At 36.3% G+C, this 24,130-nt stretch carries 21 protein-coding genes; 14 read left to right on the plus strand and 7 right to left on the minus strand.

Annotated elements, in window-relative coordinates; all coding sequences use genetic code 11:
- Nucleotides 1-61: 61 nt before the first annotated feature.
- The 3 genes from J3U54_RS07475 to J3U54_RS07485 form a co-directional block, all read right to left on the minus strand.
- On the minus strand, nucleotides 62-640 hold the full coding sequence (locus tag J3U54_RS07475; protein ID WP_220235081.1) for a matrixin family metalloprotease: 579 nt from the start codon (nucleotides 638-640) through the stop codon (nucleotides 62-64).
- A gap of 352 nt (nucleotides 641-992) precedes the next feature.
- Nucleotides 993-1,637 (minus strand): histidine phosphatase family protein, encoded by a 645-nt coding sequence (locus tag J3U54_RS07480; protein WP_103752811.1) that lies wholly within the window; start codon nucleotides 1,635-1,637, stop codon nucleotides 993-995.
- Between the two features lie 23 nt (nucleotides 1,638-1,660).
- A complete protein-coding gene (locus J3U54_RS07485) occupies nucleotides 1,661-2,308 on the minus strand; it encodes a matrixin family metalloprotease (RefSeq protein ID WP_103752812.1) in 648 nt (215 codons plus the stop codon).
- 252 nt (nucleotides 2,309-2,560) lie between these two features.
- Here J3U54_RS07485 and helD point away from each other — a divergent pair, with 252 nt between their 5' ends.
- The 5 genes from helD (at nucleotide 2,561) to efp (ending at nucleotide 8,126) form a co-directional block, all read left to right on the plus strand.
- Entirely contained in the window at nucleotides 2,561-4,855 is a 2,295-nt protein-coding gene (helD, locus tag J3U54_RS07490) for an RNA polymerase recycling motor HelD (protein WP_267385622.1), read from the plus strand.
- Between the two features lie 12 nt (nucleotides 4,856-4,867).
- Nucleotides 4,868-5,314 carry a GNAT family N-acetyltransferase gene (locus tag J3U54_RS07495; RefSeq protein WP_103752814.1) on the plus strand — a complete coding sequence of 149 codons (447 nt, stop codon included), beginning with the start codon at nucleotides 4,868-4,870 and terminating at the stop codon, nucleotides 5,312-5,314.
- 123 nt (nucleotides 5,315-5,437) lie between these two features.
- Nucleotides 5,438-6,352 (plus strand): type I pantothenate kinase, encoded by a 915-nt coding sequence (coaA, locus tag J3U54_RS07500; protein WP_103752815.1) that lies wholly within the window; start codon nucleotides 5,438-5,440, stop codon nucleotides 6,350-6,352.
- A gap of 48 nt (nucleotides 6,353-6,400) precedes the next feature.
- Nucleotides 6,401-7,372: an ornithine cyclodeaminase family protein gene (locus J3U54_RS07505; RefSeq protein WP_220235084.1), complete on the plus strand. Its 972-nt coding sequence runs from the start codon at nucleotides 6,401-6,403 to the stop codon at nucleotides 7,370-7,372.
- A gap of 181 nt (nucleotides 7,373-7,553) precedes the next feature.
- On the plus strand, nucleotides 7,554-8,126 hold the full coding sequence (gene efp / locus J3U54_RS07510) for an elongation factor P (RefSeq protein ID WP_103752817.1): 573 nt from the start codon (nucleotides 7,554-7,556) through the stop codon (nucleotides 8,124-8,126).
- A gap of 746 nt (nucleotides 8,127-8,872) precedes the next feature.
- On the opposite strand, the gene J3U54_RS07515 is transcribed toward efp, so the two are convergent.
- The gene (locus tag J3U54_RS07515; protein ID WP_103752818.1) at nucleotides 8,873-9,751 is read right to left on the minus strand and encodes a helix-turn-helix domain-containing protein; all 879 of its coding nucleotides are present in this window, start codon (nucleotides 9,749-9,751) and stop codon (nucleotides 8,873-8,875) included.
- Between the two features lies 1 nt (nucleotide 9,752).
- Entirely contained in the window at nucleotides 9,753-11,204 is a 1,452-nt protein-coding gene (locus tag J3U54_RS07520) for a sugar porter family MFS transporter (RefSeq protein ID WP_267385624.1), read from the minus strand.
- A gap of 620 nt (nucleotides 11,205-11,824) precedes the next feature.
- On the opposite strand from J3U54_RS07520, the gene J3U54_RS07525 reads away from it, so the two are divergent.
- The 9 genes from J3U54_RS07525 to J3U54_RS07565 all read left to right on the plus strand — a co-directional run bounded on the left by J3U54_RS07525 (nucleotide 11,825) and on the right by J3U54_RS07565 (nucleotide 22,110).
- Nucleotides 11,825-13,231, plus strand: coding sequence for a sugar porter family MFS transporter (locus J3U54_RS07525; protein WP_103752820.1), 1,407 nt, complete (start codon nucleotides 11,825-11,827; stop codon nucleotides 13,229-13,231).
- Between the two features lie 35 nt (nucleotides 13,232-13,266).
- Nucleotides 13,267-14,178: a myo-inosose-2 dehydratase gene (gene iolE / locus J3U54_RS07530; RefSeq protein WP_103752821.1), complete on the plus strand. Its 912-nt coding sequence runs from the start codon at nucleotides 13,267-13,269 to the stop codon at nucleotides 14,176-14,178.
- A 237-nt stretch (nucleotides 14,179-14,415) separates the two neighbouring features.
- A complete protein-coding gene (locus J3U54_RS07535; RefSeq protein WP_267385625.1) occupies nucleotides 14,416-16,281 on the plus strand; it encodes an FAD-dependent oxidoreductase in 1,866 nt (621 codons plus the stop codon).
- A 161-nt stretch (nucleotides 16,282-16,442) separates the two neighbouring features.
- On the plus strand, nucleotides 16,443-17,129 hold the full coding sequence (locus J3U54_RS07540; RefSeq protein ID WP_103752823.1) for an isocitrate lyase/phosphoenolpyruvate mutase family protein: 687 nt from the start codon (nucleotides 16,443-16,445) through the stop codon (nucleotides 17,127-17,129).
- A 17-nt stretch (nucleotides 17,130-17,146) separates the two neighbouring features.
- Nucleotides 17,147-18,022, plus strand: a complete 876-nt coding sequence (locus J3U54_RS07545) for an isocitrate lyase/PEP mutase family protein (RefSeq protein ID WP_103752824.1) — start codon at nucleotides 17,147-17,149, stop codon at nucleotides 18,020-18,022.
- A gap of 13 nt (nucleotides 18,023-18,035) precedes the next feature.
- The gene (locus tag J3U54_RS07550; protein WP_267385626.1) at nucleotides 18,036-19,202 is read left to right on the plus strand and encodes an MFS transporter; all 1,167 of its coding nucleotides are present in this window, start codon (nucleotides 18,036-18,038) and stop codon (nucleotides 19,200-19,202) included.
- Between the two features lie 121 nt (nucleotides 19,203-19,323).
- Nucleotides 19,324-20,349 (plus strand): Gfo/Idh/MocA family protein, encoded by a 1,026-nt coding sequence (locus J3U54_RS07555; RefSeq protein ID WP_164715406.1) that lies wholly within the window; start codon nucleotides 19,324-19,326, stop codon nucleotides 20,347-20,349.
- Nucleotides 20,350-20,378: 29 nt separating this feature from the next.
- Nucleotides 20,379-21,245, plus strand: coding sequence for a sugar phosphate isomerase/epimerase family protein (locus tag J3U54_RS07560; RefSeq protein WP_103752827.1), 867 nt, complete (start codon nucleotides 20,379-20,381; stop codon nucleotides 21,243-21,245).
- A gap of 13 nt (nucleotides 21,246-21,258) precedes the next feature.
- On the plus strand, nucleotides 21,259-22,110 hold the full coding sequence (locus J3U54_RS07565) for a TIM barrel protein (RefSeq protein WP_267385627.1): 852 nt from the start codon (nucleotides 21,259-21,261) through the stop codon (nucleotides 22,108-22,110).
- A gap of 265 nt (nucleotides 22,111-22,375) precedes the next feature.
- Here J3U54_RS07565 and J3U54_RS07570 read toward each other — a convergent pair whose 3' ends face one another.
- Together J3U54_RS07570 and J3U54_RS07575 are read right to left on the minus strand one after the other, a co-directional pair.
- Complete coding sequence (locus J3U54_RS07570) at nucleotides 22,376-23,224, minus strand: TIM barrel protein (protein ID WP_103752829.1); 849 nt, start codon at nucleotides 23,222-23,224, stop codon at nucleotides 22,376-22,378.
- Nucleotides 23,225-23,236: 12 nt separating this feature from the next.
- Complete coding sequence (locus J3U54_RS07575; RefSeq protein ID WP_103752830.1) at nucleotides 23,237-24,094, minus strand: TIM barrel protein; 858 nt, start codon at nucleotides 24,092-24,094, stop codon at nucleotides 23,237-23,239.
- Nucleotides 24,095-24,130 lie beyond the last annotated feature (36 nt).

Genomic DNA, 24,130 nt, shown 5'->3' on the forward strand with positions numbered 1-24,130 from the left:
AGATATTCAATCTAAGTCCTTAAGAGCATTTTACGTTGGCTATAAATGTTTTACTGCCAGCTTATTTACGGTAGATTTTTTTAACTTTTTTAATATCAAGTGGCTGAATGGTATATTTACACTCAGGATCCATAACTGATGGCGCTTTTTTATAATGACTAAGGCCAATAGCGTGACCCAATTCATGTTCAACCACTTTGACAATATCTTCATGAGTCAAAATGATTTTTGAATGGTTTTGCAAGTAAAATTGATTTAACAAGATGGTGGCATCATGCATTCGTTTATTCTTAAGCTTGTAATGCCATGAAGTATACCCAGCAAAGTCGGTGGTGGTATTGTACCAAGGCATAATGACAATCTTAGCCTTATTAGGCTTCTTGGTCTTAACAAACGTAAACGACTTGGTTTTGTTCCATGCCTTAATTGCGTCGTTTGAAGCGGCAATTAAATCCTTGTTTTTACCTAGTTGTAAGTAAACAGTTGCCTTAGCTTTATCCCAACGCCGGTAAGTGGTTGCTTTAGCCGCAGCGTTTTGGGTCGGTATCACAGGATTGTTAACAGTAAAGCAGCTTCCGATAGCTGCTGAAACCAATATTGTACTAATAAATTTATTTATAAAATGATATGTACTATTCATTTTTTAACTTTCTATTTTTTTAAAATATCAATTGCAACAATGCTAGCTGTAAAGCAAATAATATACATTATAACCTCAAAATGCTAAAATAAGAACACATATATATCGGGTTTTTACCTGCTATATATGAGCTACTTTTTAAATAGGCTAGAAACCAATTTGGAATTAGGTTAGCTAGAAGAGAAGCTTTTTGGCACCAAGATAAATGCCTTGATAATTAACCAAAATAATTTTTAGCTAATTTTAAGGACAAAACAACCTCACTTACCGTTTTTGGCAAATGAGGTTGTAAGCAAAAAGTATTGATTGCTGCTGGTAAATGAACCTCAAAGTAATAAGAGCTTTTGACAACTTAGAGTTTCATTTTATTATATGAGACAATTTTTTTAGAATGTTCAGTCATATTCATAATTGTGATTGAAGAATTACGAGGCCCTTCACTGATATCAACGTCACCAAATTTAGCAGCGATGCTGCGAATGGTAAATCCGTGAGTTACAAGTAAGATGTTTTCTGCACCATCAAGCTGACTAATTAAGTTGAATCCTTTTCCAATCCTGTCCCAATATTCTTGGGCATTTTCAGCTTCGTGAAATGGATCAGCTTCCTTAATCCAGTCTTTGACTTTATCAATGGGCTCATTCTTAAATAAATCATAGTGATTTTTATAACCATGAGGCCCACCGATCATTTGCCAAGCCATGTCAGTATCCATGCCTTCAAAATAGCCATAGAAGTGTTCCCGGAAAAATGGGGTAGCAATGTGCTGTATTTCATCGCGATTAACGTTATGATTAATAATGATGTCGCACGTGTCACTAGCACGTTTCAAATCGCTAGATAAGGCAATATCAAAAGGTATGTCTTTTAGTGCTTCACCTGCTTCATCAGCACCCATAATTCCTGTTTCAGTTAAAGGAGTATCACACCAACCTTGCATCTTATTGTACCGATTGATGTATGTCTGACCATGACGAACAATATATATTCTCTTCATTTACCTACTCAAATTTCTTTTTATTAATTTGCATATAGCTTTTTGACGTTTTGAATGTCAATATCTTGAATTGGGTAAATTGAACCAGTTGGGTACATGACAGATTGACCATTATTATGTTTAAGGCCGATTGCATGTCCTAATTCATGTTCAACGGTATTGACTACCCGTTCATAACTATAGTTGTATGAGGAGAAATTATCAAGGTAGTAAGTATTTAATTTAGTGTCAGCTGAGAATAATAAACCACTTTTTATGTAGTAATGAAAAGTAGTGTAGCCAGCGTAATTATTGTTTGGACTATAGACTTGTTCAATTATAATATCGGCGTTTTTCTTATCATTAATTTTAACAAAAGTAAAAGCTCTGGTGTTATTCCAAGTCTCGATCGCATCTTCGGAAGCATAAAGTAAATTGTTGTTGCCGTCTAGGTCAAGATAAATAGTGGCAGTAGGTTTTTGCCATTTCCAGTTGACAAATGAATTAACCTTTTTAGATTTCTTGCCTTGCTTTTTTGCTCGCCTTGCTTTTTTGGCTTTTTTTGCATAAATGATTTGATTTGAATTATTGAATAAGATATTATTGCCAAGTGGTCTAAAACATTCGCAAATAGTGATAACAATAACTAAAGCACAAGCTAGTTTATTTAAAAAATTGTGAAAATTACTCATAATTTATCAGCTCCGTTACTTTATATTTTTAGAAAACAATTGTAATATTATTTAACTGTATTGTTGCTATTATTATAGACATGTTATCGTTTAATTTCATGGATTACCTTCTAATAACAAAAAATTTATAAATTAAGTCTATTCAAGAGCTCTAAAATCGATGCTATAGTTAAAATAGCTGGCAATTTTAAAAAATTAAAGATAACGTTATGTTAAAAAGCTGATAATTTTTTTAAAAGTATAGGTGACGTTATGTTAAACGCGACAGATGATAAAAAATTTGAACAGAAACATCTCGATCAAATCTTAAAAATGGTTCGAGCAAAGAAGGCGGAATTATCCTCGTCAATTAAGTCGGCAGAAGGCGAAGCCAAAGATATTAATTCGCATTTTTTTGACGATGTGAAATTGGATTATGATGGCTACTCGACTTCAATGGAAACCGCATTATCCATTCATCAACAGCAGCAACTGCTCGATGAACGTGAGAATGCATGGCAGCATGCCGCTAGACAACTGAGTACGATTCAAAAACTTGAAAAAAAGCCCTATTTTGCCCGGGTAGATTTTAAAGAAAATGGGCAAAAACCTGAGACTATTTATATTGGCTTAGGTTCATTTGCTGATAAAAATAATCACTTTTTGATTTATGATTGGCGGGCACCAATTTCCTCTATTTACTATGATGGAAAACTGGGAGATGTTTCATACCATTCACCAGAAGGTGAGATTACGGTTGAAATGACTAAAAAGCGGCAATTCATGATTGATGATGGTCAAATTGTTAATATGTTTGACACTAATGAATCAATTGGTGATCAAATGCTTTTAGAAGTGCTGGGTGAAAAATCCAGTACGCAGATGAAGTCAATCGTAACTACCATTCAGCGTGAGCAAAATAAGATTATTAGAAATACTGACGCTGACTTGTTATTTGTTCAAGGCGCAGCCGGATCAGGAAAGACTTCCGCCATCTTGCAGCGAATTGCCTTTCTGCTTTATCGCTATCGGGGCAACTTGACTAGTAGCAACGTCATTATGTTTAGTCCGAATCAATTATTTAATGACTATATCAAAAATGTTCTGCCAGAAATGGGTGAACAAAATATGGTCCAAATGACTTATTGGCAGTTTGTTGCCCGCCGTTTACCGGGAATGAGCGTTGAAAACCTCTTTGACCAATTCGAAGATGCGGCTGCTGATTCTGCGATTAGTCGTTTTAAAGATTCAACTAATTTCTTTGACCTCTTAACGCGCTATGCTAAACACCTCAATCGTCGGGGCATGGTTTTTAAAAACATTTACTTTCGGGATAAGAAGCGGCCATTTTTTACTAAAGAAAAAATTGGTGAAATCTATTATTCATTTAATTCCAATTACAACTTGAATAACCGGATTGATGCAACGCGTGAAGATTTAATTAAGATGTTGAACCGTAAAATAAGCTCTGAGAGCAAAAAGGCGTGGGTGTCAGATGCAATTCAAAGTTTGAGCCAAGAACAGCTTAACCAGTTGTATGACCGCCCGGATCAAGAGTTTGAATCTGAAGAAGAAGAAGAGAAATTCTTGAGCCGCAAAATTGTTGTGAAGGCTTTAGATAAGGTGTTCCAACAAATTCGACGCAACAACTTTATCAACATGCGGGCACAGTACCTGAGTTTCTTACGTGCAGTGCCGAAAATGACGGATTTGGCTAAATGGGAAATTACGGAAAACGACTGGCGTGATCACGTTAATAAGGTCAAGGAAAGCTTTAAAAAGCATTACATGCATATGAACGATGTTTCAGCCTACCTTTACCTTTATGACCTGATTACGGGACGGCACGTCGATTATGAAATGCGCTATGCCTTTATTGATGAAATTCAGGACTATACACCATTTCAGCTTTGTTACCTTAAATACAACTTCCCCCGGGCGAAATTTACAATGCTCGGTGATTTGAACCAAGCGATTTTTACTAAAGACGAAAGTAAGAGTCTGCTAAAACAAATCAGTGGTTTGTTTGATCCTGAAAAAACTGATGTTGTTCAGCTGACAAAGTCTTACCGTTCAACTAAGCAGCTTACTGATTTCACCAAGCAGATTTTACGTCAAGGTGAAAAAATTGAGTCTTTCAACCGGCAGGGGCCAAAACCAGTGCTCTGGGGCCGGGAGAATGATCAACAGGCAATTGCACTACTCCAAAAGATTTTGGCAGATAATGATCAGGAGCAATTGACCACCGCCGTTATTACCAAAGACCTCGAACAAGCAAAATTTGTTGCTGACAAGCTAAAACAAGCAGGCGTTAAGGCTACCCTGATTGCAACTGCCAACCAGCGCTTGGTCGAGGGAACACTGATCATTCCGTCATATCTTGCTAAGGGGCTTGAGTTTGATGCCGTTATCATGTGGGGAGCTTCCCGCGAAAATTATCATCGAACTGATGAAACCCAATTAGTCTATACGATTACTTCTCGGGCAATGTATAAACTAGATGTTGTCTATGTTGGTCAAAGAAGTCCGCTGCTTGATGTTGACCCGCAGACTTTTATTGAAAAATAGGTGGCACGCAAAATGGAAAATGAGAAGTTTACTTTTAAAAAGATTGCTGAAATGACAGGGCGAGAGGTCTATTGCGTTGCCCGGCTCAGAATTGATACTTTTGTGACGGAACAAAAGATAACTGACCCAGAGCTTGATGACCAAGATCTAACCGCAATTCAAGTCTTCTTGCTTAATGAAAATCAGACCAATGCCTTAGCTGTTTGCCGGTTATTTGTGAATGATGGTAAATGGATGCTTGGCCGGGTCGCGGTTGCAAAAGCTGCGCGTGGTCAAAATCTTGGAACTAAGATGATGGCGCAAGTTCATGAATATTTGCAAAAGCTTGGGGCGAAGCGGTTATATTGCCATGCACAGATGCAAGCCAAACCATTTTATGATTACCTTGGCTACCAGGTTCAGGGAGATGTTTTTACTGAAGCTGGCATCAAGCATGTAATGATGGCTTATGATTTATAAAAATTACAAACTCGCGTTAATGTACGCGAGTTTTTTAGTTAGAAAATGCCTGCTCTGGTAGTTTTTGGTGCAAGGCAGAGATTTATTTTATAATGAATAAAAAAGATTAAGGAACTATTACTGATGAAGAATTATTTGCGTTTTAATCGCGATGAATGGGCCTCATTTTCATCTGAGGCTGCGGTTAAAATTACTAAAGAAGAGTTGGCTAATATTAAGTCATTAGGGGATGTTATTAATCTTACTGATGTCCAAGAAATTTATGGCAGTTTAATCAATTACCTCTATTTGGTTTACCAGGAAAAGTGTCGTCTGCAGCAAAAACAAAGCGAGTTTTTACGACAAAAAGTGACGGCAGCCCCTTTTATCATTGGAATTTCCGGTTCAGTTGCGGTCGGCAAGTCGACGACAGCCCGCTTGTTGCAGGTTTTATTGAGTAGAACATTTGCTAATTTAAAGGTCCACTTGATGACCACTGATGGTTTTATTTATCCCAATGATGAGCTAAAAAGACGTGGCTTATTTGATCGCAAAGGCTTTCCTGAAAGCTACAACATGAATTTGCTCAGGAACTTTTTGCGTGATGTCCTTAGTGGTAAAGATAATATCGCGTACCCACTTTATTCCCAGGAATTAAGTGATATTGTTCCCGGCAAGTACGGTCATGTTCAACGGCCAGATATTTTGATTATTGAAGGAATTAACACCTTACAGTTGCCGACAAATGGGCAAATTGTCACGAGTGATTTCTTTGATTTTTCAATTTATATTGATGCGGACGAAGATTTAATTGAAAAGTGGTTTATGCAGCGGTTTGTACGTGTCTTGGAACTTAATAAGAATAATCCCACTAACTTTTATTACGAGATGGCTAACGGGCCACGAGAAGATGCTTTACAACTGGCTCAGGATACTTGGCAAATGGTTAACTTAGTTAACCTGCGGGAGTATATTGCACCAACGAGACAACGTGCTAGCCTAGTTTTGCATAAAACGACAGGTCACCGAATTGATGAGATTTATTTAAGGCAATTTTAGTAATCTGTTTAGTTAAAAAGATGGCGAAAGCCGTGCGGGAGAAAAACGATGTTAGTAGTAACAAAAAAGGACATTGAAAAGTGTTATTCACTTAAAGAGTGTATCGATGCAGTAGCAGAAGCATTCAAATACTTTTCAGCAGGCAAAGTTGACGTTCCCTTGCGAACGCAGATTGTGAAAAAGAATGGGCGCGATACTTTCTTATGTATGCCGGCTTTTTGTGAAGAAAAAGATGCTGCTTGTGTGAAGATTTTGAACATGTTTCCGAATAACATTGAGCATGGCTTACCCTCAATTAACGCGCAGGTGTTAAATATTGATGCAAATACCGGTGTCGTAAATGCCATTATTGATGGTAATTACCTGACGCAATTACGCACTGGGGCGGCTTCAGGTGTTGCACTTAAATATTTAGCAAGAAAAAATTGTACTAAGGGTGCACTAATTGGTACGGGTGCACAAGCGGCGACACAACTAGAGGCAATGCTACTTGTTCGCGATTTGGCTGAAGTTTTGGTGAGTGACCTTAACTTTGAGCGTGCACAGGAATTCGCTAGCAAAATGCAAACTAAGCTAGCCAAATATCAGACTAAGATTAAAGCCGTAAAAACAGGTAATGAGGCCGTTCGGGATGCAGATATCATCATTTCAGTTACCCCATCGCATAAACCCGTTTATGATTTTAGCAATGTTAAAAATGGGGCAACAATTTGCGGCGTTGGTTCGTATCAACCACAAATGGAGGAAACCCCAGCAGAGCTGGTGGCACATGCTGATAAAATTTATTTTGATGCGAAAAAAGCGGTTCTAGCAGAAGCCGGTGATATTATTATTCCACTACAGCAAGGATTGATTGACGAAAGTCATTTGCAAGGTGAAATCGGTAAGGTAATCAGTGGTGAACTAGTTGGGCGTGAAAATGACGAAGAGACCATCTTCTTTAAAACAGTTGGCATTGCGGCACAAGACCTGATGACCGCCAAAGCAATTTACGCTAAAGCTGCAGTAGCTAACAATTAGGTGAGTGGCGGTTGTTATAATCACTAAAAACGCTAATTTTTTGGTACCTAGATGTGCGCAACTTTGTTATACTAAACACTATGAATACGATTTATTTACTATTAATAAAAAAATTTGCCTTGCCTCCGGCGTCAACTTTCTTGATGAATAATAATTAAAGTGAGTTTTAAAGGAGACAAAAATGGTACAGGCAATTAACTTAAAAAAAGGTATGGTTTTCAGTCAAGACGGCAAAATGATTAAGGTCCTCAAGGCCAATCACCACAAGCCCGGAAAGGGTAATACCGTTATGCAAATGGACTTGCGCAATATTGAAAGTGGCGCAGTGGTTCATAAGACAATGCGTCCGACTGAAAAAGTCGAATTAGTTGATATTACAAAGAAAAATGCGCAGTTTCTTTACAATGAAGGTGATGTTTACACCTTCATGGATACTGAAACTTATGAGCAATATGAAGTCTCAGGCGAACAACTTGGTGACGATAAGCTGTACTTAATGCCTAATATTGAAGTTCAACTTGAATTTGCGGATGGCACTAAGCTGCTTGGTGTTGAGCTGCCTTCAACCGTTACAATGAAAGTCGCTCATACTGAGCCTGGAATTAAGGGTGCAACTGTCACTGGTTCCGGTAAGCCTGCCACAATGGAAACAGGTTTAGTGGTTCAAGTTCCCGACTTCATTAAAGAAGGCGAAGAGCTGGTAATTAATACAGCTGAAGGTGCTTATAAGTCAAGAGCAGAAAGCGGAAAATAAGCTAAAACAATAAGCCATGGTCATAATTTTGACCATGGCTTTTTTGTATGCAACTTAGCGATCATCAACTGCAATTCTTGTTGTAGTCATTGAGTTTTTAAAACAATCTTCTTCCTGCAAACAAGAAGTTAAGATATCGATTAGATACATGTTGGAAAACTGCGAGTTAATGAATTTTTGGTTATTGGCCAAATGAGGTTCGGTTGCGTGGCTGTAATTAGATAAGCTGGTGCCGAAAGTGTTAGCTATAAAGATTGCTATGAATATTAGTATCCAAAATGACCACTTCTTATAAAATGATTTTTAGATTGCATAATTTGTTTTCCTTTTACATAGCTAAAAACAGTTTTAAATAATTAAACCAGATATTGGCAATAGTATTATTAAAATTTTATTAATTAGGCTAATTATCCGAAATAAACGGACAGTTGGTCTCTTTGTGCAGGAAATTGTAAAAAGCTGCAATTATTATCTGATTGAAAAGGAAAAACTTGTTATATTATGAATAATGGCTAATGAGATTTAAAAAATGAATCTATTCTACTGAGTATTTGTATATTTAAAACACTAGATATTTAAAAATTCACTTAGTACATATGACTAGGTGAATTTTTTAATTATTTATACATTATATTTTATCAATATAAGTAATAAATTATAAATAATATGTTACTATATTGATAATTTATGCATAATATATAAAAGCAATTGTGCTATTTTAAGCAAATACTTAGATTGCAAATAGTTTAGTAGTATTTTTTTCTAAATTTACCAGGTGATAATCCGGTAGCTTCCTTAATTTTTTTGTATAAATGTGATGCGTCTGTAAAACCACATAAACTAGCTATTTTTTCCAACGGAATAGCATTATCTTTTACTAATAAACTTTTAGCTACTTTAACGCGAACTTTTAATAAATAATGATGCAAACTCATACCTGTATATTTTTTAAAGTCTCGAGAAAGTTGGGAAGGACTAATTGAGCAATTATAAGCAATATCACTTATTCTAATTTTTTGTTTGTAGTTTCGATTCATAAATTCTAGCGCAGACTTAATGTAATCAGGCATAGAATGAAAGTCACTTGATAAATTTGTTAATTTGTTTTCCTGTGTTACTGATAAGTCACAAATCAAATTGTAAGTTAAGTTTGATAAAAATGGGTCATTTTGACCGTCGGAATTGGTAGAAATAAGTCTGAAAATTCTTATGAATAAATTCTCAATATTTTTGCGAGGATTAAAAACTGGAAGAGTATACTTAGTAATTTGATTGAAAATCTTTTGCATAAATGGGCTATTGAAGTGAAGAAAGTAAAATTCACTATTGGTAATAGCCTTATAGCTGTTTATTTCTTTACAGTCAAGTAAAACAATCTTATTCTTAGCGTGAAATTCCTGATTACGAAAACAAAACTTCAATTCTCCTTTTTTGATATACATAAGTAAAAATGAGTCCATAAAATCTCTCTTTACCTGATAAGGATAAGTTACCCGATATTCAGCTCCAAACATCGGGTAAAAGTATATTTCGTGAGCTAAATCACTGGGATTGTTATAATATATGCCTTTTTTAACAGTTACGCCACATTCATTTTCGGGAATAAAATCTTTGTACTTATTCATTTTATTCCTTCTTCATTTCTTTATCATCAGCTGTTTCGCTTGACTGAAAACAGGATTGTAACTCTTCAAGAGACTTTCCACGTGTTTCAGGGATGAATTTAATTGCATAAAACAAAGAAAGAACATTTAATATGGTAAAAATAATAAATGTATTGTTTAATCCAAAATTTGTTAATAAAATCGGAAAAATATAGCCGACTAAAAAATTTGCAAACCAAAGAAAGAAAGTCGCTATGCCCATTGCCATTCCACGAATGCTCTGGGGAAAAATTTCCGATAACAGTACCCATACAATTGGCGAAACTCCACCCTGAAAAAAGATTAAGAAAATTGCCATTAATATCAACATAATATATGGAAAAAGAGAATTATCCTTGAGCAAAAAAGACAAGATACTGATTATTAGCATAGTGGTAGTAGTACCACAAATTGCGGTAATGACCATTTTTCGTCTGTCAATTTTACCCATTAAATGAATGCTGACAATGGTTGCAATGGTTGAAATGATACCGTTGCTGATATTTGCGACTAAGGCTGCAGAATGGCTAAAACCCGCATTGCTTAGAACCGTTGTTCCATAAAACATAATAATGTTAATGCCAATGCCTTGCTGCATAATGCCTAGTCCAATGCCAATTAAAATTAGACGCCGAATCCATGGAACTTTTAAGTCTTTTAGTGTTACCTTTTTTTGTTTATTACTTTTTGCTAAGGAATCTTCTATTTCGGATATTTCAGTTGATACGTCTTCCCTATTGCTACGAATATCCTTTAATATATTCGCGGCTTTTTTATTTTGATGTTTGGTAATCAGCCATCTTGGTGATTCTGGAACTTTGCTTATTCCGACTAAAAGTAAAACTTCTGGAATTAAGCCAAAAGCCAGCATATAGCGCCATACTCCATTGTAGTTACCTAGCATTACGCCAAAAAGAGCATTGATAATGTAAGCCAGTAATTGTCCGCTGACAATCATCAATTCATGATGATTAACAAAATTTCCCCTAATATCTGGGGTAGATAGTTCAGCAAGGAAAACAGGGCTAATGACAGATTCAGCCCCTACAGCTAATCCTAAAATGAATCTAAATAGGATCATTACAATGGCATTGGGAGCAAAAGTGCAACCTAAGGTACCCAAAACAAAAATCCAGGCTGCGTACATTAAAACATGTTTTCTGCCAAATCGATCTGACAATTTGCCACCAATAACTGCGCCAAAAGCTGCACCTAAAGTTATTCCACTAGTAACTAGTCCTTCGTCTGAAGCATTTAAATTAAGCTGATCTGGTCTGCTCATAAAGGCCAGAGAGCCATTAGTTGCTCCTGTATCAATTCCAAAAAGCAGACCACCCAAAGTGATTATCCAACCGTATAATTGTAACTTTTCTTTTTTCTTCTTATTTACGATCTCATCTTCTTTGCCAGAAGACGTAGCTTGATTATTATTCATCGTATCACCATTTTCTAATTCAAAAATAAATCAGTTATAGTGATGCAATCAGTCAAAAATATGCTCGTGAGTAATTTATTCATATTTTTAAAATCATTACAAGTAAATCCGGGTTCAAAAGAAAAAAATGACACTTGCGATTCATTGATATATAAGCATTAGTGATAGTCAGTTTAATTTCTTGAAAACTTTCTAAATTAAAGGACAATCTGGGTAAAGTTGTTATTTTAGGGGCCATCTGAGATAAAAATTTACATTTTTGTGGTTAAAATTTACGCTTTTATTCTTAATAAAGCTCATATTTTCTAGTTTAAATTACTTTTATGCTTGAAATTGTTCTTTATTATTTTTTGCCAAAATATTGGAAAAATCCTTATCTGACGGAACATAAATAAAAGATAAATTTGTGACGAATCTTCCAAAAAAATATAAGCGCTTGCAAAAAGGTTGACTCTAAATAAAATGATTTTTAGTGATTGCAATCACGAAAAAATAGATTTAAAGATCTATGTTACATAGGTATTTATTTTTTTGCTCGTTAAAAAAATAGGTGTGGTTAAGTTTAATCCTATGCTTTTATAAATAATAGCATTAGGTTAGAAAAATTTGGAGATTGCAAAATGCAAGAAGATAGTTATGAAAATAACCATCATGGTTATTTAGTTTTGGTTGCATGGATTGCATGTATGGGAGCTCTTTGCTTCGGTTTTGATACTGGGGTAGTAAATGGGTCCTTAGATTTCATGGCAAAACCAAGTCAGTTAAACTTGTCAGCTTTTGAGCAAGGCGTTGTTTCAAGTGGGCTGACTTTTGGTGCCGCTTTTGGTGCCGTCTTTGGCAGTCCGTTAAGCGATCGAATTGGTCGTAAAAGGCTGATGATTTGGTTAGGAGTGTTATTCACAATTACCGCTTTGGGGTGTGGTTTTGCACCTAATACAATGATTCTGATTATTTTTAGAGTAATTATGGGTCTAGCAGTTGGTGCAACTTCTGCAATGGTACCCGTTTATTTAGCAGAAATTTCACCAGCTGAAGAACGCGGTAAGTTTGTAAGCATGAACCAGTTGCTGATTGTCGGTGGACAAGGACTAGCTTTTCTCATTAATGCCGTTTTGGGCAATACGATTGGTCTTCATGATGCTGCTGTGTGGAGAATAATGCTGGGTATTACGGCTATTCCAGGTGTTTTATTGTGGTTTGGCATGTACCTGGTTCCAGAAAGTCCTCAATGGTATGCAAACAAAGGAATGTTTGGCCAAGCTCTGGAAGCTCTTTGTCGGGTTAGGAGTAAGGCACAAGCAGAAGCTGAGATTAACGACTTAAAAGAAAACGCGGCAAAATTAAAACAAGAAAATGCAGAAAAAGCTTCGTTTAAAGATTTTAAAAAACCCTGGATTTTGCAAATTGTTATTACAGGTTCTTTATTAGGCGTTTTCCAACAATTTGCTGGAATTAACAGTGTCATGTATTACGGTACCAAAATTTTAACTTCTGCTGGTTTTGGTAGCAATACATCATTATATATGAATATTGCAAATGGAGTATTTTCAGTAATTGGCGCCATTGTTGGAATGTATACGGTTGATAGACTTGGCAGAAAGCCATTGCTGCTAATCGGATATGTTTTTTGTGCAGTTGCTTTAGTTGCAATTGCGCTAATTGGCAGTTTTGCCCTTCATACTTCATGGGCTCCATTTGCAGTTTTGATTATTTTACTCATTTATATTGTGATTGATCAGGGGACCCTGGGGCCCGTTACGTGGTTGCTCAATTCGGAGATCTTCCCAGTCCGCTACCGTGGATTAGGAACTGGTATCACGATTTTTGTTTTATGGATGGCTAATTTTATAGTTGGATTAGTTTTTCCAGTTATTCTCTCTATTTTAGGGATATCATCATTCTATATTTTTGCGATATTCTGTCTTATCGGCGCTTGGTTTGTCAAAGTTAGGATTCCAGAGACAAAGGGTGCTTCATTAGACAGTATTGAAAAATTCTTCCGTGAAAGATATGAAAAACAAAAATAAGCAACTAAATAATTTATTTAGTAAGGAGAAATATTATGGCCGAATATAAAATTGATAAAAATATTAAATTAGGTATTTGTCCTATTGGTTGGCGCAATGATGATATTCCATCAATTGGTGCTGAAAACACTTTTCCTCAACTCTTAAGCGATGCCGCATTAGCTGGCTTTAAGGGTGTAGAAATGGGTGGCTTTTTCCCAAGCACAGATGAAATAAATTACGAACGAAAATTGCGTCACATTGAAATTGCTGGTCAATGGTTCAGCAGTTTCATTATTAGAGACGGTATTGAAAAAGCAACGGCTGACTTTGAAGAGCACTGCAAGAAACTACAGGCTCTAGGAGCTCACATTACTACAGTTTCAGAGCAAACTTATTCAATTCAGCAAACAAGTAAAAATATTTTTACGGATAAACCTTACTTTACGGATAAGGAATGGGATGAAGTCTGTGAAGGCCTGAATAAATATGGTGAAATTGGTAAGAAATATGGCGTAAAAATAGCATATCATCACCACATGGGTACCGGCATTCAAACTTTTGAAGAAACTGAAAGACTTATGGACAATACTGATCCGGACAAGGTTGGTCTGGTATTTGATACAGGTCATGCTTTTGTTTCAGAAGGTGAAGTAATGCCGATGCTTAACGCATTTATTGACCGTGTTGTCCATGTACACTTCAAGGATGTTCGTAAAGCTAAAGAAGATGATTCAAAGGCAAGAGGATTGTCGTTCCAAGATGCATTTATGAATGACATGTTCACTGTACCAGGTGACGGTGATATTGACTTTAGGCCAATATTTAAGGCACTAGCTGATCATCACTATACAGGTTGGATTATGGTTGAGGCAGAACAGGATCCTAAGAAGCATAATCCATTTGAAATGGCATTAAAGGCACATAAGTATATGGAAGATGAACTGTTTGCACCATATAGAAAGTAAAAATAAGCAATCATAAGTTAACAAGTATTTTTATCACTTATAACGTTTACTAGTTAATATCAAGAATGCAAATTTACCCGAACTGTAAACATCTAATTATTTGAGTAGTTCTTTTAAAAATTCATAATAATGATAAATTCACTAGTTTTTAGATTAATATAACATGCTTGTTTAATTAAATTTTTTAAATTAATTTACGCCTAATTTGCCTTAAAAAAAGAGAGGTTTTTAATAAATATGATAATTGATAAGTCCATAAATTGGGATAAAGTCTACGATGTAGTAGTGTTAGGCTTTGGTGGTGCTGGTGCTAGTGCAGCCAGATTTGCTGCAGATAACGGTGCAAAAGTTTTGGTAGCAGAAAAAGCTCCGGAAGGCCATGAGGGTGGTAATACCAGATACTCGGGCCAAAATGTTGGTTATACCCCAGATCCAGAAAAGTTCAGAACATATTATAAGCAGCTTGCGCAAGGCTTCCACATTGATAAAGACGTGGAAGATACTGTAATCAAGGGCTTGTCAAAAATGAAAGATTACTTCTCTAAATACTTAGAGGTAGAGCCGTTTGTATTTGGTGAACATCCGAATGATAACCCGTTAAGTCATACTGCTGATAATCAAACGACCGCAACTCACCCAGAATTCACTAATTCTTCAGCTTCCGAATTAATGACTGTTCATAATGGAATGTTTGACTCTGCACTATGGACTGTGCTTAGAGAGAGGGTTATTGACAGGATGGATAATATTGACGTTTGGTTTGAATCGCCAGCCGTTCATATTATTCAAACCCCTGATAAAACCGTCGTTGGTGTTCAAATCAAGAGAAAGGGCAAAGTGAGAAATATTGGAGCACGAAATGGTGTTGTTCTTTCAACTGGTGGCTTCTCGAATAGTAAAATTAAAATTCAAGATTTTATCGGTGAGCACCATTTAGCTCCAGTGGGAACTCTTTACAACACTGGTGATGGTATTGACCTTGCAATTGAAGCTGGTGCTAGATTATGGCATATGACTACTTATAACTCAGCTGGCATCGTTGGTGATTTAACATTACCAGTGCATGAAGGTGAGCGCAGTATTTTCCAGCCAGCCGATATTGATGCTAAAGAAATGTACACAGGTAGCATTTTCTTAGTTGGTGATGATGGTACTAGATATTGTCGTGAAGATATATTTAGTATAGAGGGCTGGTTCTACAATCATGGTCAATGGCGGACGCCGCAGGCTCCAATTAAGCCGTACGTTGTTTTTGATCAAAAGCAATACGAAAGACTGGCTAAAATAGATCACGTACCATATCAACGAGCACTAAAGAATTTCTTGATAAGTACTGACAGCGTTGAGAAACTGGCAGCCAAAATCGGTGTTGAAACAGAAACGCTAATTTCAACAATTGATATGTTTAATTCTTACGCTGAATCCGGTAACGATCTAGATTACCACCGTGCAGCTGATACCATGGAGAGATTTGACGCAACGCATACTGTATATGCTTTGCCTATGGTTCAATCAATTGCGCAAACGCATGGTGGTCCAAAGAGAAACGGCAAGGCTGAGATCATGGATCCATTTAACAATGCGATTCCTCATTTTTATGGTGCAGGTGAACTTGGAAGCAACATTGTTAGGATTTATCAAGGTGGTGAAAACCTTGCTGACTGTCTGATATTTGGTAAGGTTGCAGGTGAAAATGCTGCCAAGGTAAAGCCCGACAGAAATAATGTGTTTGACGACAACAGTGATGTCACCTCAGGTGCATCTGTAAAAGAAGACACTGACTTATCTACCGATTTGAAGAAAAAATATACCGTTAAGCTGGACAAAAACCAATTTCTTGGCGTAAGTTCTGCTGGTATGGGCAATGATATCGTTGTCCGAATCACTGTAGATGATGACTTAAACCTGAAAAATGTTGAAGTTTTACAGGAAAGCGAAAGTGAAGACTATGGTAAGCGTGCGATTAAGACCTTGCCAAAAATCATGGTAGAGAAAAACACTTATGATGTTGATGTTGTTTCAGGAGCTTCTTCTTCGAGTCGAGCTATGAGGGAGGCTGTTAAAAACGCTTTAGATTCGGCAAAGGAATTCCATAGTAAATAAAATTTTATTGACAACAAATATGCGATGTGTAAAACACATTCGATGACATACTAAAATATTTGCTAAAACTCGTAGTTAACTTTTTCAGAATGATTAATGCAAACATTCAGCTGATTAGTTCTACGAGTTTTTTGGTAAAAAGCAAAAATAAGGAGATTGCTATGTTGAAAGGAATAATCCCTGTATCTGTTTCTGCAAGGTTAACAAGAAACTGTAAGAAAAGCACACCAGTTTTTGTCAGTGGCAGGCTCTTATCCTTAATGACTTTAGGTAAGGATAATGAAGGTCTGATTACTAGGCGTGAATATTTACAATACTTTACTACTTTGAGTATTGAAACAGATGCGGTATTAATTGCTGATGGTCAGACTGGTTTTGGCAATGAATTAAGTGCGCGAATGACAGTAGAGGAGCTGGGCAATGCTGGCGCGAAGTACTTGGTAATAAACGACCAAATTTGGCCTTCAACATCGGTAAAGATTTCAGGCTCAATTGCTAAAAAAATTTTCATTAATACTGTCAAAGCAGCCATATATGGTGCTGAAGATTATAATCTGCAAGTTGTTCCTAAACTGGAGGGAATTAATGAGTATGGCTATAGCGAATTATTAAATCGTATTCAGGCATTGTTGCAATTAGGAATTACACAGATTATTGTTTCACGCTCTAATAAAAGTGACTTGCTTAAACTTAAGCAAACAGCATTTTTTAATCACTTAGGAATAGCGCTGGACGATCGAGCAATATCTTTTACTGAGGCCCGTGAATTAAAACCTTCATTTATTCTGCCGGTCAGGCAGACAATTGATCAGATTGAAAAAGCGGATAATGAAATATTGAGTTTTTAATTTAGGGGGGAATAACAATGAAAAACAAAGCACAAATAATGTGTGCGGCTTTTAACGATTTAGTTCACGAAGGTGATAAAATCCTTAAATTACCAATTGCCGGCAATGGACTATCAGCCAAAGTATGTGAAAAAGCGGGTGCAAGGGCCATTAATTTGACTGGCTTTGCAGTTAATTCTGCTTATGGTCAGCCCAACATGGGGTTTGCTGATTTTTATGCATTATTTAATCAGGCAAAAGAGATAATTGATAGCGTTGATATTCCTGTTTTATGTGATGTAGGTACCGGTCATGGTTTTAGGGAAAATATTGCGAGAACTACGCGTAGCTACGAAGCCATTGGTGCAGCAGGAATTTACATTGATGACGGAGTCTGGCCTAAAGCATGCGGCATGATGGCGAAAACTATGATTGTGCCAATACCCGAAATGGTAAACAGAATTTACGCTGCAGTTGCAGCCAGAAAAAATAATGATTTTACAATTATGGCTCATACATCTTCTCGTGAGATTTGTAATATTAATGAGACAATTAATAAATGCAGCAATTACGTTAAGGCAGGCGCTGATATGCTGTCCATTGATAATATTGCAAGTATTATGGAAGTTAGCAAAATTATCAGAGAAATTCCAGATACACCATTGCTAATAAATGCCTGCTCACTGAAAGAACCTATCAGCATGAATGGGTTGCTTAAATTAGGCGTTTCCATAGTAACATTCGATGATAGCACGTTATATGCAAGTGTAGAAAAAGAGCAGGAGACGCTTAGACAAGAGCTTAAGTGTACAACTGTTTCAAAAAAGCAGAAAACTTGTAATGATGCAGCACGTTTTTCGCGTCTTGTTGGGACTGAAAGTATTGCTAATCTCGAAAAAAAATTCAAGATATAATTGGGATATGTTCATGAAAAAACAAAGACTAACAATTAAATTTATCACTATTATCGTTTTATTTTGGTTTGCGCAATATGTTTATATTCCCTACCAAACTCCCTTTTTGACAGCTATCAATGTAGCTTCAAACCTTATTGGTCTTGTTGTAGGAGCCTACGGTTTATCACAGTTGTTGCTTAGAATACCAATAGGCATGCTAGCAGATTGGTATTTGAATCACAAATTACTTATCATTTTTGGAACATCTCTTTCCGGATTTGCTTCTTTGATAAGGTTAGTTTTTCCAAATGGAATAGGATTTTTAATTGGTAATATTATTTCAGGAATTGCTAGCTCAACTTGGCTGTCCTTTATGCTCTTTTTTTTAAAAATTAACACTAAAAATAGTAAAGTAGAAAATATGGCAATTCTAGTAATGTTTAATAATATAGGAATGCTTTTAGGATTTATAATTTCCGGTATTTTTTATGGGCAATTTTCGATTTCAGGTTTATGTTTATTTAGCATTATAGCTGGAATACTAGCTTTTGCATTATCCATAACGCTACCAGATGTTGCCTTTTCAACTAACTCTGGTCAAAATCTGTGGTCTAATTTTTTTCGAGTTGTAAAAAACAAGACTTTACTGATATGCGGGCTTCTTGCATTTATTCAGCAGGGTGTCCAGATGTCAACCACAATGTCTTTTACCACTCAAGTTATTAAAGAAATTCATGCACCAGAATATTCTGAGGGTCTTTCTTCAATTATCTTCATGATGGCAGCAGTTATATTTGCCCAAATAACCTCTTCAAGGCTTCTTTCCCGATTTTCCAAAAAAGGCATCTTGATGGTTAGCTATATTCTGTTAGCAATTTACTGCTTTTTGGTACCAATCACAAAGAATATTTATTTAATCTACTTTTTACAGCTCATACCAGGAATTGGTACAGGGACGCTGTTCGCAATTCTAAATGCTGTGGCGATTTCTGAAGTACCACAAGCCGCATTGTCAACTGCAACTGGTTTTTTTCAATCTATTTATGCGTTAGGGATGACATTATTTCCAATTCTAGCAGGCCAATTGCGTGCTAAATATTCAATGATTACAGCATTTTATGTATTAGGGATTGCTTCATTAATAGGTGGATTCATAGTACTGCTTTTTGGGGATAAAAAGCCGAAAATATTTAGTTAGTTTTTACATTTTATAAATATTTATTTACATTGTGAGAAGTTTATAAAGCTCTATAATGAATTTTGTATCAAGTAAGCGAAAGCGCTTACCCAAAAATAACTTAAGTCTTAGGAGGCAAATTATGACACTTAGAATAGGTATTATTGGTTGTGGTTACAAGGGAACCGACCATGTCGAACGTGTTGCAAATAGTATTAACGGCGCAACACTAGCAGGTGTAGCTGACATCAAACAGGAACGTGCAGCAAAACTGGCAAAAAAGTTTAACTGCAGGCAATTCAAAACGGGCGATGAATTGATTGAATCACCTGATATTGATGCAGTCATGGTTGTTACTCGTCCACACGATACTCATGTACCATTTGTTCTTAAATCTCTTGAAGTAGGTAAATACGTCTTTAGTGAAAAGCCACTTTCAACTTCCGCTGAGGACTGTAAGCGTGTTGTTGAAGCTGAAACCAAAATCGGTAAGCGAATGGTGCAAGTAGGCTTTATGCGTCGCTATGATAATGGCTACCGTCAAATCAAGAAGGCAATCGATGAAGGAACGTATGGCAAACCATTGGTTCTTCACATGACTCATAGAAACGAAACTACAGTTTCAGACTATTATGACAATGATGCAATTGTTGAAACAGCTATTCACGAATGCGACATCATGCACTGGTTGGTAGGAAGTGACTATGACAAAGTTTCTTGCTTTATTCCAGGCGCACAGACCAAGTATACCCACAAAGGTTTGAAAGACCCACAAATTATGACTTTCGACACTAAGAGCGGCGTACATGCTGACCTCGAAGTTTTTGTTAATAACCATAACAGCTATGACATAAACTGTGAAGTCGTTTGTGAAGAAGGTAATATTGCTTTGACTAGTCCAACATTCACATCAGTCAAGACACAAGAAAGATTCCAGACTTCAATTCCACAAAATGACAGCTTTCGCTTCCGTCAGGCCTTTGACTCTGAAATTCAGGATTGGGTAAATGGAGTTTTAGCCGATCATCTTAACCCAACTGCACCTACAACTTGGGATGGTTTAATGGCTTGCGTCGCAGCTGATGCTTTAGAGAAGTCACGCGATAACGGCTTTGTTAAAGAGCCAGTTATTTTACCAGAGAGACCAGCTCTTTATGAAAACAAGTAATAAGATAAGAAGAAAAAAGAGGTCTTTTAATGAAATTAGCATATGATGCTTCGATGTTTCGTGATAACACACCTCTTCATGAGACAATTGACAAAGTAGCTCAGTTGGGTTACAAGTACCTGGAATTAGCTCCAAGACAAGACTTTTTCTGGTTTTACCAATATCCGAAGGCAAATTCGGCCATGATTGCCGATGTTCGCAAATGGTGTATGGATGCAGGAGTACAAATTTCATCGTTGGTACCTGTCCAGCAATGGTCATCGCCAAACGAACAGGAACGCCAGGCAGCAGTTCGCAATATGAAGAGAACTATTTGGCTAGCATCAGAATTAGGAGTCGATATAATTAATACTGAGTTTTCTGGCGATAAATATAATTCTGTAACCTCTGAAGGTCAATGGTATAAATCGATGGAAGAATTGCTTCCAATTTTTGAAAAAGAAGGAATTCGTCTTGAGATTCAGGCTCATCCAAATGACTTTGTCGAATCAAGCTATGCTGCAGCTCAACTTATTCGTTCATTAAATTCAGATAATGTAGGACAAGTATTGTGTTCAGCACACGCTTTCTATTCAGATGCTGGTAAGGGTGATGTGCGTCAAGAAATTTTGGATTCAAAAGATATTTTGAGCCACATATTAATCGCAGATACATTTAATTTTGCTGGATCATATGGATTACGATACACAATTAATCCTCCTGGTGCCCCCGTTACAATTCACCAACACCTCAATCCAGGTGAAGGTGAAGTAGATATGGATACATTCTATGCTACTCTTCGTGAAATTAACTTTGATGGTATTGTTACGAACAACGTATTTATGTGGCCTGACCGTATTGAATGGTCAAATGAAAAAACATTAAAGTCTATTAAAGAAGGACTTCATATAAACTAAAAAGGAGACAGTTATGCTTTCTTACGATGACTTTTGTATTAATAGAAAAGCAGCACCAGGATTAGATTTAAAAGATTTTATTCGCATGGTTGCTGATTTGGGGATCAAGTATATTGAATTACGTAATGATATTACAGGTAAAGTTGATAACTCCACAATTTTAGATGATTACCAGCCAGAGGAGATCAAGGACCTGCTTGATGAAAAGGGCATTCAGGTCGTTGATATCAATGCTCAAGGCAACATGGATTTAGTAACAAAATTAGATGAAAATATCACTAGTTTGGAAGAAATGATTCGTATTGGTCGCGTTTTAAAAGTTAAGAACATTTTATTTTGTCCTGTTAGGGATGAAAATGATTCAAGAACTAGTGAAGAAAAATATCAAGGCGCAGTTAACAACATGAAAGCATACTCAAACTTGCTAAAGGAAAATGACATGAGCGGCTTGCTTGAGCCCTTGGGTTTTATGGATTCTTCCCTTAGAACCCCTTGGCAAGCTCAGGATGTTATCAAAGACGCTGGTGTAGATAACTTTACACTAGTAGCCGACAACTTCCATTACTATTTAGCTAATGTTACTCAAAAAGATTTCGACACAAAAATTGATCCACAAATGGTTGGTTTGGTTCACCTAAGTTCGGTCATCAACCATAAGAAACGTGAAAACTTAGATGATGCTGACAGAATCATGCTAGATGAAAATGACATAATGCGTGCTGATGTTCATGCAAAAATGTTCGAAAATAGTTCTTATGACGGACTATATTCATTTGAGCCTTTTTCACCTGAACTATACAAATGGGATGCCAAAAAGGCTAAAAAAGAAATTATTCACAGTATTAATTTAATTAATGCTAACTAATTTGAATCAAATACTTACTTCGTAATCCAATTCGTTTATCAAAAATAAAGTTTAATAAAAAAAACAGTAGACTTATCAAAATCAAACCCTTTCAAAGTTTTTGCTTAACTTTCTAATCGCAAAACGTATCAGACTGGTTATTAGCCTGATACGCTTTTTTATTGAATTCTTTAAATATTGTAGCTAGGTTTAAAAACTTCTTAATATAAAAACCTGTTAACAACTTATCCTTCTAATAAGTCATTAACAGATTATTTTTTATTCTTTATCCCGCAATAATCTTTTCTATGCTACTTGAGATTTCTTTCTTGCATTTATCATAACTCCAGTCATTAATTTCAGGAGCACATGGTTCAAAAGAATAAAGACCAAAATAGTTGCTTTCTTTAAACCAATTTGCTTGCTCTACTGATTTCATTACATCATCTTTATTATCAGAAATAAAGTAGCGGTCAGCGTCGTCTGCCTCTTCAGGGTTCTTGTTAGTCGTGATTGAACTGAGGTGGATTAAACCAACCCGGCTGACATCAACTTTTTTTGTAAAGTCATCTTTAGTAACACCTGCCTTATAGTAATGGAAAGTATCGGCAATTAACTTGAAGTTTTTAGCATCGGCTTCTTGAAGAATTCTTTGTGCAACCCACGGAAAGCGGAGTGATGAGTCACCAAAGCCAAGTGGCTCAACAAGTCCGTTTACACCCACTGCACCGAGAATATCAGAATAAATACGAATATTGTGAACTAAATCGGCAAATTTTTGCTCGTCAGTTCGAATATCATCGGTGTTTCGAATAGGAGTAAAAAGGATGTTCTGCGCACCAATTTTCTGCGCAATTTCCGTTAATTTAGTGACTTCTTGCAGTTTTTGGTTCCAATTACTTTGATCATCTAAGTTAAATTCGGCAGAAATATTGGCGACATGTACATCATAGTTGCGCTGCAAGTTGTTAAATTCATCAGTAGTTAAATCATCTAAAAAATTACTGCCTTGATGAATATCAGTGCGAAGTTCAATATTGTGAACACCCACATCATTTGCTAATTTAACAAATTCGGGTAATGAGAGACCGCCGGCACAACAACGATTAACACAAAAATCATTTAATTCTAGCATAGTTGTTTCCTCCTATATTTTTTTCAGCAGTTCAATACTGGTTGTAAGATTTGCTTTAGCTTTTTCGTAATTCCATTTACGTAATTCATTGGAAAATGGTTCAAAGGAAAATAAACCGTCAAACTGGCTGTTTGCAAACCACTTAATAGTATCGTAAGCACTAATATTATCGTGATTTGGATCACCTAAAAGTACCCGATCTTGATCTGTCAGTTTTGATTTTGGTCTTTTAACTTCAACCGTACTCATGTGGATTAGTCCTACTTGACTAACATCCAATTTTTCGTCTAAGTCCTTTCGTGTAACGCCACCCATAAACCAATGAAATAAATCTGCAACTACTTTAAAGTTATCGGCTCCTGCTTCTTTAATAATGTCAATGGCTCTAAAAGGTGTTCTTACAGAGCTTTCTGGGAAGCCTAAGGTTTCAAAAAGTCCAGACATTCCTTCTTCTTCAAGTTGCTTTGCAAAAACCTTGACTGTCTTGACGCCTTCGGTAAATTTTTCATTATTGCTGCGATAATCATGCTTATCCATAACTGGACAAAAAAGTATTTTTTTTGCACCAATGCCCTTAGCAATTGTAATCATTTCATTTAAGTCTTTAAGATTATCCTCTTTTTGCGACAATAGATCAGTACTGCCTAGTGAGTTGATATCTTCAACCTGAACGTCATACTGTTTTAACAAGTCGTTGAACTCAGAAATGCTCATTCCGTCCAAAATGTTCTTATTATCTGGCTCACTACCCAGGTCATTGCGCAATTCTACGTGCTTAATTCCTAAATCATGTGCTAGTTTAATAAAATCCGTAATTGGAAGACCGGGAGCAGACTTCCGATTAAGACATAAATTTGAGTTATTGATCATTGAAAACCTCCATTTTTAAAGTTCTATTTTTCCACT

It is taken from the genome of Lactobacillus sp. B4007, assembly GCF_026535895.1.
Lineage (GTDB): Bacteria > Bacillota > Bacilli > Lactobacillales > Lactobacillaceae > Lactobacillus > Lactobacillus panisapium.